The following is a 10,090-nucleotide window of genomic DNA, read 5'->3' as shown; positions in this document are numbered from 1 at the left end:
GCTGTCCGCGAAGTCCCCCGAACGCCTCCGCGACTGGGCCGCCCGCCTCCTCCCGGCCACCACCGCCACCGACCCCGCGGACCTCGCCCACTCCCTCGCCACCACCCGCACCCGCTTCCCCCACCGCGCCGTCGTCATCGGCGCCGGACACGACGAACTCCGCACCGGCGTACGGTCCGTGGCCGACGGCACCCCCGCGCCGAACGTCGTCACCGGCACCGCCGACATCGACGGCAGGACCGTGTTCGTGTTCCCCGGACACGGCACCCAGTGGCCCGGGATGGCCGCCGGACTCATGGGCGAGTCCGTGTTCGCCGAGTCCCTCCTCGCCTGCGAACGCGCCCTCGCCCCGCACGTCGACTGGTCCCTCACCGAGGTCCTCGCCGACCCCGAACGGCTGGAGCGCACGGACGTCGTCCAGCCCGCCCTGTTCGCCGTGACCGTTTCCCTCGCTGCCCTGTGGCGCGCGCACGGCGTCGAACCGGACGCCGTGCTCGGACACTCCGTCGGCGAGATCGCCGCCGCGCACGTCGCCGGCGCGCTGACCCTCCAGGAGGCCGCGCGGATCGTCGCCGTCCGGGGACAGGTGATCGCCGGACTCGGCGGCGGCACCGGCATGGTCGCCGTCTCGGCACCCCGCGAACAGGTCGAGTGGCTCGTCGAGAGGTGGCCCGACCGGCTGTGGATCGCCGGCCTCAACGGGCCGGACTCCACGACCGTCGCCGGGGACGAGATCGCCCTCAAGGGCCTCCTCACGGAGTGCGCCCTCGACGGCGTCCGCGCCCGCCGCGTCCGCATCGGCTACGCCTCCCACTCACCCCGCATGGAACCCCTGCGCGAGGAGTTCCTCGCCCGGCTGGGCCAGGTGCGGACGGCCGAGCCGACCGTACCCATGTACTCCACCACCGACCTGGAGTGGGCCGACGCCTCCTCCCTCACCGCTGCCTACTGGTACCGCAACCTCCGCGAACCCGTCCGCCTCCACCCCGCCGTCGAGCACCTCGCCGGACTCGGCTTCCGCGTCTTCGTCGAGTCCGGCGGCCACCCGGTGCTGACCCCCGCGATCGAGGAGACCCTCGACGCGACCGGCACCACCGCCGTCGTCACCGGCACCCTCCGCCGCGACGACGGCGGCCCCGCCCGGTTCCTCGCGTCGGCCGCGCGGCTGTACGTCCGGGGCGTGGACGGCGTCCGCCTCACCCCGGCCACGGGCCGGCCGGTACCCCTGCCCACCACCCCCTTCCGGCGCCGCCGCTACTGGCTCACCGCCGGCGCCGCACCCCGGTCGAGCAGCGGACACCCCCTGCTCGGGGCGCCCGTCGAGTCCGCGCGCAGCGGGGAGACGGTCGCGACGAGCCGGATCTCGCCCGTCGACCAGCCCTGGCTGGCGGACCACGCGCTGAACGGCACCTGCCTGCTGCCGGGGACCGCCCTGCTGGACCTCGCGCTGCGCGCCGCGCGCGGGACCGTCGGTGAACTCGTCATCCAGGCACCGCTGGTGCTGTCCCGGCAGGGCACCGCCGAACTCCAGGTGGTCCTCGACCCGGCGCAGGGCACGGTGGAGGTGTTCAGCAGGCCCGACCGCCCCGGCAGCCGCTGGCAGCGCCACGCCCACGGCACCGTCCACGGGGACGCCCCCGGCCCGTTCACGCCGGTCCGGCCGCCGGCCGACGCCGAGCGCCTCGACGCCGACTACGCGTCCCTCGCCGGGCTCGGCTACGAGTACGGGCCAGCCTTCCGGGCGGTGCGGGCGCTGTGGCGGCGCGGCGACGAACTCTTCGCGGAACTCCGGCTGCCCGAAGAGGCGCCCGGCGGGTTCGCGGGGGCCGGACTGCATCCGGTGCTCGGCGACGCGGCCCTGCACGCCCTCGCGTTCACGGCTCCCGCCTCCTCGTCCGGTGAGGTCCGTCTGCCGTTCGTGTGGCGGGACGCGTGGGCGGGCGACCGGCAGGACACGGAGGCGTACGTGCGTCTCGTGCCCGAGGCCCAGGGCCAGGACGTCGTCGTCGAGGTGTCGAGCCTCGACGGGGAGCCGATGTTCCGGGGGACGCTCGGGATGCGGACGGTGGCGCTGCGGGAGCTGACCGGGGCCGTGCCGACGGATTCGGTGTTCCGGATGCGGTGGACCGAGATCGCCGGGGTGCCGGGCGCCGCAGGACAGGGCGGCGAGGTCTACACCCCGCCCGCCGGTGACGTCCGCAAGGCGACCCTCGACACGCTGTGCCGGCTCCAGCACTGGCTGGCCGACGAGGACGGCCCGCTCGTCGTCCTCACCCGCAGCGACGACCTCGCCCACGCGGCGGCGCGCGGACTCGTACGGTCGGCGCAGGCCGAGCACCCCGGACGGTTCCTCGTGGTGGAGACGGACGACGATCCGCGCTCGGCGCAGCGCGTCGGGGACGCGGTGGCGGCGGACCGGCCGCACGTGCGGATCACCGGGGGACGGCTCCAGGAACCGGAGCTGGCCCGGGTGGCACCGGCGCGGGGCGCGCGCCCCGACCTCGGCGGCGGCACGGTCCTGGTCACCGGCGGCACCGGGACGCTCGGGTCGCTCGTCGCACGGCATCTCGTGACCGAGTACGGGGTGCGGAGCCTGCTGCTGACCAGCCGGCGCGGGGGAGGGGAGGCGCTCGCCGGGGAACTGCGCGAACTGGGCGCCGAGGTGGCCGTCGCCGCCTGCGACGTCGCCGACCGGGCGTCCCTCGCCGACGCGCTGAGCCGCGTACCCGCCGCCTTCCCGCTCGTCGGTGTCGTGCACGCGGCCGGGGTCCTCGCGGACGGGGTGGTCACCGGGATGACCGCCGACCAGGTCGAGGAGGTGCTGCGGCCCAAGGTCGACGGGGTGCTGAACCTGCACGAGCTGACGCGGGACGCCGATCTCGCCGCGTTCGTGCTGTTCTCCTCCGTCGCCGGGGTGCTCGGCAGCCCCGGGCAGGGCAACTACGCCGCCGCCAACGCCTTCCTCGACGCGTTCGCCGAGCGCCGCAGGGCCGAGGGGCTGCCGGTGCAGGCCCAGGCGTGGAGTTTCTGGGAGGAGATCTCCGGGATGACCGCCGTGGTCCGCGACCGCGACTTCCCCGACGGCACGCTCCCCCTGCCCACCCCCTTCGCCCTCGCCCTCTTCGACGAGGCACTCCGCCAGGACGAACCCACCCTCACCCTCGCCTCCTTCGACCTCGCCAAGCTGCGCCTGCGCGGCACACCGGGGCTGCTGCGCGGCCTGATCCCGGCCGCACCGGCCACCACCGCGGTGGTGGACCTCCGCTCCCTCGACCCGGCCGAGCGCGCCGAACGCCTCCTGGCCGAGGTGCGCTCCATCGCGGCGGAACTCCTCGGCCACGAGGACGCGCAGGCCCTCTCCCCGGACGGCGACCTCCACGAGTTCGGCCTCGACTCCCTCACCGCCGTGGAACTCCGCAACCGCCTGAGCACGCTCACGGGGCTGCGCCTGCCGGCGACGCTGGTCTTCGACCACTCGGTGCTGAGGGGGCTGGCGCAGCGGCTGGACCAGGAGATGACGGCCGCGGCTGCGGCCGGGGCGGGTGACCGAGGCGGGCCCGAGTGAGCCGGCCGGGACACGCCGTGGTCGGATTGTCGGACAGGTAGTTGATCATGCTGGAGGTTGTGATGTCGCAGAGCCCGACCGACCTGACGGGACTGCGGGTCCTGGTCACCGGAGCGGCCGGTGGACTGGGCCGGGCCGTCGCCGAGGCCCTGCACGCGGCGGGGGCGGAGCTGGCGCTGACCACGAGGACCGCGCAGGCGCAGGAGACCGTGGCGGCGGGGTTCGGCACCGGGCCCGAGGTGGTGACGGCCGTCGCCGACGTCACCAACGACGCCGAACTGGCGGCGGCCGTCAAACTCGCGACGGACCGGCTGGGCGGCATCGACGTGCTGATCAACAACGCCGGGGTCGCGGGACCGGCGGGCCCCGCCTGGGAGAGCGACCCGGCGGAGTGGCAGCGGACGATGGACGTCAACCTGGGCGGCACCCTGGCCGCGTGCCGGGCGGTCGTCCCCGGCATGATCGAGCGCGGCCGGGGGAGGGTCGTCACGATCTCCAGCCACGCCGGACACACCCGCTGGCCCTACGTCAGCGCCTACTCGGTCTCCAAGGCGGCGGTCAACAAGCTCACCGAGAACCTGGCGATCGAGCTGCTCCCGCACGGCATAGCCGCCTTCAGCTACCACCCCGGCCTCCTCGACCTCGGACTGGGCGCCGCCCCCGCCCACGAGACCGAGAACCCCTGGCAGCGCCGCGTCGACTCCTGGCTCGCCGCCCAGCGCCGGGCCGGCCGCTACGCCGCCCTCCCCGACGCCCTCGGCAACCTCCTGCGCCTGGTCGGCGGCGAGGCCGACGCGCTGACGGGCCGCTACCTCACGTACGAGGACGACCTCACGGCGCTGGTCGCCGCCACCGACTGACCCCGGCGGGAGTCAGACACCGGAAGGCCGGTCACCGGGGAGGGCGGTGCCGGCCTCCTGGAAGGTCCGCAGCACGTCGAGGAACCCGCTCCGCCCCCACAGGGACACCCCGAGGACGGCCACGAAGACGGCCGTCAGATGCACCGCGCCCGGCCTGGTCCGCTTCATCGGCCGGTACTGACGGCGTGCTCCCCCGCCGGGTGGGGGAGGTGGGCCGTCAGCTCCCACGCACCCCCGCCCGCCGGCCCCGCCGTGAACCGCCCGCCGAGCGCGCCGACCCGCTCCCGCAGCCCGATCAGCCCGTAACCGGAGCCCCCGGCATCCGCGCCGGCCGCCCCCGCCGGGTTCGTGACCTGCACGAACGTCTCGGGAGACGCGTAGGAGACGCGGACGGTCACCGGGGCGCCGGCCGCGTGCCTGCGGGCGTTCGTCAGGGCTTCCTGGACGAGGCGGTAGACGGCGAGCCGGTGTGTGGTGGGCGCGAGCCCGGGGGTGCCGTCCATGACGAGGGCGACCCGCTGGCCCGCCTCGCGCGTCTCCTCCACCAGTTCCCGCACCTCCCGTACGGCGGGCCGCAGCGCGGGGGAGTCGGTGTCGCGGAGCGCGCCGAGCACCTCGCGCAGGTCGGTGAGTGCCGCCACCGACGTCTGCCGCAGCAGCGCGAGCCGCTCCCGGACCGGTTCGGGGAGGCCGTCCCGGGTGGTCAGGACCCCGGTGTGGAGGGCCAGCAGGCTGAGCCGGTGCGCGAGGACGTCGTGCATCTCGGCGGCGATCCGCGACCGCTCCGCCGCCCGCGCCGCCTCCTCCCGCAGCTCCGTCTCGACGCGCAGGTGCCGCAGGTCGGAGGTGAGGGCGTCCAGCAGCCGGCGCCGGTTGCCGATCCACAGCCCGACGGCGACGGCGAGGCCCGGCAGCAGCAGGGTCGCCGAGTACGTCGACGTCGTCCACAGCGCGGTCGCCCGGTAGCTCAGCAGGTTCCCGGCCAGCGCCGCCACCGCGAACCCGAGGGCCGCCCGCGCCCGCAGGTCCACGGCGACGGTGAACAGCGCGAGGGCCAGCATCGGCAGCAGCGGGAGCCCGAACCACGCGGTCGCCACGGTCACCACGACCGGCGCCACCGGCCACCGCAGCCGGGGCACGAGCAGCACCGCCCCGCACACCACACCCACCACGGTCACCGGCACCAGAAACCCCCGGCCGACCCCGACCGGCGTCGTCGCCGTGCACAGCACGACCAGCACCACCCACCCGCACGCGGCCCACCGGCGGCTCGCTCGCCCGCTCACGCCGGTCATCCTAGGCGCGGCCCCGGCGCCCCAGCATGCTCACCGCGTTCGCCGCCACCACCGCTCCGATCGCCGCCCACTCGACCCCGCCGAGCCGCTGCCCGAGCCCCATCCGGCCGACGAGGGCCGCGAGGAGCGGGTTGACGCTCATGAACAGGCCGAACGCCTGGGCGGGCACCCGGCGCAGCGTGAACAGGTCCGCGAGATACGGCACCGCCGACGACAGCACCCCGGCCAGAGCGGCACACCCGAGCGCGCCGGCCGTCGGCGGATGCCGCAGCGCGACGACGACCCCGACCGGCAGGAACACCACGGCCGAGACGAGCGAGGCCGCGGCGGCTCCCCGCGCGCCGGGGACCCGGTGTCCGACGGTCCGGTTGAGGAGGATGTACGCCGCCCAGCAGCACGCCGCGAGCAGTCCGAGCCCGATCCCCAGGTAGTCCGCGGAGGGCCGGGGCCGCATCAGGGTGAGAGCACCGGCGGCGGCGAACACCGCGCAGGCCGCGTCGGTCCGGCGGCGCGCTCCGGCGAGCGCGATGGTGAGGGGGCCGAGGAACTCCAGGGTCACCGCGAGACCGAGGCCGATACGGTCGATCGCCGTGTACAGGGACAGGTTCATCGTCCCGAACACCACGGCCAGCGCCAGCACCGGCCGCCACTGGTACCAGGTGAGAGACCGCAGGCCCGGCCGCGCCACCGCGCCGAGGACGGCCGCCGCGACGTACTGGCGGACCGCGACGACGCCGACGGACCCGATGACGGGGAACGCGAGGGAGCCGATCGCGGCGCCGGTCTGGTTGGACAGACCGCTGCCGACCATGGTGGCGACCCCGGCGAGCCGTGCCCGGGGTGACTGCGGCGGGGTGAGCGGAACGGCGGGCCGTTCTGTGCTGGCGGACATGCCACGATCGTCCGCCGCCTGCCTGTATACGCAAAATGCGTCCGGCACCGTATCTATACGCTGGACGCATGGATGTGGAGCTGCGGCACCTGCGCTGCCTGGTCGCCATCGTCGACGAGGGCACCTTCACCGACGCCGCTCTCGCCCTCGGCGTCTCCCAGGCGGCCGTCTCCCGCAACCTCGCCGCTCTCGAACGCGCCCTGGGGGTACGGCTGTTGCGCCGGACGTCCCGGGAGGTGACGCCGACGGCCGCCGGCACCCGGGTTCTCGTCCACGCCCGCCGGATCCTCGCCGAGGCCGACGACCTCGTCCGGGAGGCCGCCTCCGGGCATGCCGGTCTGCGTGTCGGCTACGCCTGGTCGGCGCTCGGCCGGCACACCCTCGCCTGCCAGCGCCGCTGGGCGACGGCCCACCCCACCACCGACCTCCACCTGATCCGCCACAACACCGCCACCGGCGGCCTCGCGGAGGGTGCCTGCGAACTGGCCGTGGTGCGCCGCCCACCCGCCGACCGGCGGTTCGACTCGGCGATCGTCGGCCTGGAACGCCGTCTCGCCGCCGTGGCGGCCGACGACCCCCTCGCCGCCCGGGACGCCGTCCGCCTGGCGGACCTCACCGACCGCACCGTGGTGGTCGACAGCCGGACCGGCACGACGACCCCGGACCTGTGGCCGTCCGGCGCCCGTCCCGCGTTCGAGGAGACCCACGACGTCGACGACTGGCTCACCGCCATCGCCGGAGGCCGCCGCATCGGCATGACCGCCGAGTCCACCGCCCACCAGTACCCCAGACCCGGCGTCACCTACCTCCCGGTCCTGGACGCCGAACCCGTCGTGGTCCGCCTCACCTGGTGGCGCGACGACCCGCATCCGCTCACCCAGCAGGTGGTGGAACTGCTGGCGGCGCTGTACCGGGAGGCGTGACGGCGGGGACCGCTGTCACGCCTCCCACCCCTCACGCCGCGACAGGCGCCGCCAGCCGTCCGCGCCGGGCCAGCGCGGCCACCGACGCCGCGCACGCGAGGCCGGTCAGGGTGAGGGTCGTCCACGTCAGCCACAGGGCGTCGTGGCGGCGGGCGAAGTCCCACAGCGCCCCGGTGACGAGGTTGCCGAGGGTGATGCCGAGGCCGGAGACCGTGTTGTACAGCCCGTAGTGCGTGGCGACGAGCCGGTCGCCGGAGAGGGCGACGACCGTGTCCATCTCGAAGGGGTAGACGACCGCCGACCCGACCGCGAGGAGGACCACCGCGAGGACCAGCCCGAGCAGCACCGCGTACGCGGACCCGCGCGGCGCGAGGGCCAGCGGCAGGAACGCCACCCCCATCGCCGCGAGCCCCCGCACGAGCGCCTCGTCGGCCCGCCACCGTCCCTTCGCCCAGCCGGTGAGCCGCAGTTGGCCCACCACGGCGACAGCGGCGGACACCACGAACAGGCCGCTGGTGACGGCCGTTCCCCGTGAGCCGAGCGCGTCCTGCGCCGCGAGTGGCAGCGCCAGATACACCTGGAACGTCAGGACGTACGAGCCGATCATCGCGGCCGAGAACAGCAGGAACGGCCGGTTGGCGACGACCGTCCGCCACTGCGCGAGGACGCTCTCCCGGTCACCCGGCGTCACCCCGTGCCGCACGGGCAGCGCCCGCCACTGGAGAAGGCTGAGCCCTGCGAAGATGGCCGCCGCGAGCGCGCACACGAGCCGGAAGTCGGCCGCCAGCAGGGCGAGTCCGACGAGCGGGCCGAGCAACATGCCCGCCTGGTAGTACACGTTGAAGGTCGCGAACGCGTCCACCCGCCGCTCGCCCGCCTCGGCGGCGAGATACGCGCGCACCGCCGGGTTGAACAGCGCCCCGGCGAACCCGGTCGCGGCCGACGCCGCGATCAGCGCGGGCAGGCTGTCCACCCAGCCGAGCAGCCCGAAACCGACCGTCCGCAGCAGGCACCCCGCCATGATCGGGATCTTGTACCCGAACCGGTCGGCGATCGTCCCGCCGATCAGGAACATGCCCTGCTGCGAGAAGTTGCGCACCCCGAGGACCAGCCCGACGGCCCACGCGGCGAGCCCGAGCCCGTCCGACAGATGCGCGGCGAGGTAGGGCATGAGCATGTAGAACGCGAGGTTGATCGCGAACTGGTTGACCATCAGCAGCCGTACGGCGGGCGGGAAGGAGCGGGTCTGCCGCCACAGGTTCCTCATCGGGCGATCCCCGTCATGGCGAGCGGGTCGACGACGTGGGTGCAGCGGGTCCAGCGGGTGACGGTCCGCTCGTGGCTCGTGGCGATCTCGTCCGGGTCGTCGGCCGGCGGACGCCCGATCAGCTCGTGGCGCCGGCAGAAGTCGTCGTCGAACACCGTCCCCACGTACCGCTGCGGGCCGTCCGGGAAGACGGCGGCGATCCGGTCCTCGGCGGGCAGGGTGCGCGCCAGCCAGCGGGCGACGAGGGCGACCGCGCCGACGCTCCAGCCGCCGGTCGCGTAGTGGCTGCGGGCGAGGTGGCGGGCCGCCCACACCGACTCCGGGGCGGCGACCCAGTGCACCTCGTCGAACAGGCCGTACGCCACGTTGCGGGGGTAGATGCTGGAACCGAGGCCGCGCATCAGCCGGGTCCCCGCCGGCTGGCCGAAGATCGTCGAACCGGTCGTGTCCACGCCGACCACCCGCAGCCCGGGGAACCAGCCGCGCAGCACGGACGCGATCCCGGCGGAGTGCCCGCCGGTGCCGACCGAGACGACCAGCGTGTCGATCCGGCCGAGCTGGGCGACGAGTTCACGGGCCAGCGGCGCGTACGCGGCCACGTTGTCGGGGTTGTTGTACTGATCCGGGCACCACGCGCCGGGCTCGGCGGCGAGCAGTTCCGCCACCCGCCGGCGCCGGGCCTCCTGCCAGCCGCCCTCCGGGTGCGGCGCCGCCACCAGCTCCACCTGCGCGCCGTACGCCGTGAGCAGCCCCGTCATCAGGGGCTCCATGCCGGGGTCGGTGACGACGGTGACGGGGTGCCCGTACGTCGCGCCGGCCAGGACCAGGCCGAGGCCGAGCGTCCCGGACGTGGACTCGACGATCCGGGCGCCGGGCGCGAGCAGACCGCGCTCGCGGGCCGCGCGGACCATGTACAGGGCGGTGCGGTCCTTGATGCCGCCCGGGTTGTGGCCCTCCAGCTTGGCCCAGAAGCCCCGGCCTGCGGCGGTGAAGGGCTCGCCGATCCACAGGACGGGGGTGTCGCCGACGAGTCCGGCAGGGGTGTGCAGGGGGTGCTTGGCGTCGGCCAGCAACTGGGACACTGGGGAGTGGGGTGTGTGTGTCATGGCGTGCTTCTCCTGCGGCCGGGCGCGCGAGGGCGGCGGCCGTGAGTAGGGGGAAGAGACAGGACCGGTGAACGCCGGTCCTGTCAGGTCCGCCACACGCCGAGGCGGGCCCGGTCGTTGCCGGGCGGGAGGGGTGGGGGCGGTGCGCCCGAGAGACGGGGGAGCGGGGCCGAGGGCGCGGG

The 10,090-nt window shown here is 75.2% G+C and carries 8 protein-coding genes; 3 read left to right on the top strand and 5 right to left on the bottom strand.

The annotated features are described in order from the left end of the window. Both ACVNF4_RS26520 and ACVNF4_RS26515 read left to right on the top strand, forming a co-directional pair. On the top strand, nucleotides 1-3,565 hold a 3,565-nt coding region (locus ACVNF4_RS26520), incomplete at its 5' end, for an SDR family NAD(P)-dependent oxidoreductase (RefSeq protein ID WP_461805390.1). 47 nt (nucleotides 3,566-3,612) lie between these two features. After that, nucleotides 3,613-4,425 (top strand): SDR family oxidoreductase, encoded by an 813-nt coding sequence (locus tag ACVNF4_RS26515; protein WP_461805389.1) that lies wholly within the window; start codon nucleotides 3,613-3,615, stop codon nucleotides 4,423-4,425. Nucleotides 4,426-4,437: 12 nt separating this feature from the next. Here ACVNF4_RS26515 and ACVNF4_RS26510 read toward each other — a convergent pair whose 3' ends face one another. The 3 genes from ACVNF4_RS26510 to ACVNF4_RS26500 are packed head-to-tail and all read right to left on the bottom strand — an operon-like array spanning nucleotide 4,438 to nucleotide 6,612. Beyond that, nucleotides 4,438-4,593: a hypothetical protein gene (locus ACVNF4_RS26510; protein ID WP_461805388.1), complete on the bottom strand. Its 156-nt coding sequence runs from the start codon at nucleotides 4,591-4,593 to the stop codon at nucleotides 4,438-4,440. Beyond that, nucleotides 4,590-5,711: a sensor histidine kinase gene (locus ACVNF4_RS26505; protein ID WP_461805387.1), complete on the bottom strand. Its 1,122-nt coding sequence runs from the start codon at nucleotides 5,709-5,711 to the stop codon at nucleotides 4,590-4,592. Before ACVNF4_RS26505 ends, ACVNF4_RS26510 begins: the two co-directional genes overlap by 4 nt. 10 nt (nucleotides 5,712-5,721) lie before the next feature. Next, nucleotides 5,722-6,612, bottom strand: a complete 891-nt coding sequence (locus ACVNF4_RS26500; protein ID WP_461805386.1) for an EamA family transporter — start codon at nucleotides 6,610-6,612, stop codon at nucleotides 5,722-5,724. A 68-nt stretch (nucleotides 6,613-6,680) separates the two neighbouring features. On the opposite strand from ACVNF4_RS26500, the gene ACVNF4_RS26495 reads away from it, so the two are divergent. Next, entirely contained in the window at nucleotides 6,681-7,535 is an 855-nt protein-coding gene (locus ACVNF4_RS26495; protein ID WP_461805385.1) for a LysR family transcriptional regulator, read from the top strand. Between the two features lie 31 nt (nucleotides 7,536-7,566). Here the strand turns inward: ACVNF4_RS26495 and ACVNF4_RS26490 are convergent, their stop codons facing one another. Both ACVNF4_RS26490 and ACVNF4_RS26485 read right to left on the bottom strand, forming a co-directional pair. Continuing rightward, nucleotides 7,567-8,802, bottom strand: a complete 1,236-nt coding sequence (locus ACVNF4_RS26490) for an MFS transporter (RefSeq protein WP_461805384.1) — start codon at nucleotides 8,800-8,802, stop codon at nucleotides 7,567-7,569. Further along, nucleotides 8,799-9,908 (bottom strand): PLP-dependent cysteine synthase family protein, encoded by a 1,110-nt coding sequence (locus ACVNF4_RS26485; protein ID WP_461805383.1) that lies wholly within the window; start codon nucleotides 9,906-9,908, stop codon nucleotides 8,799-8,801. Before ACVNF4_RS26485 ends, ACVNF4_RS26490 begins: the two co-directional genes overlap by 4 nt. Between the last annotated feature and the right edge of the window lie 182 nt (nucleotides 9,909-10,090).

This window comes from Streptomyces sp. S6 (assembly GCF_054880855.1).
The sequence above is the reverse complement of the archived record's forward strand: the minus strand, read 5'-3'. Positions and strand labels throughout refer to the sequence as shown.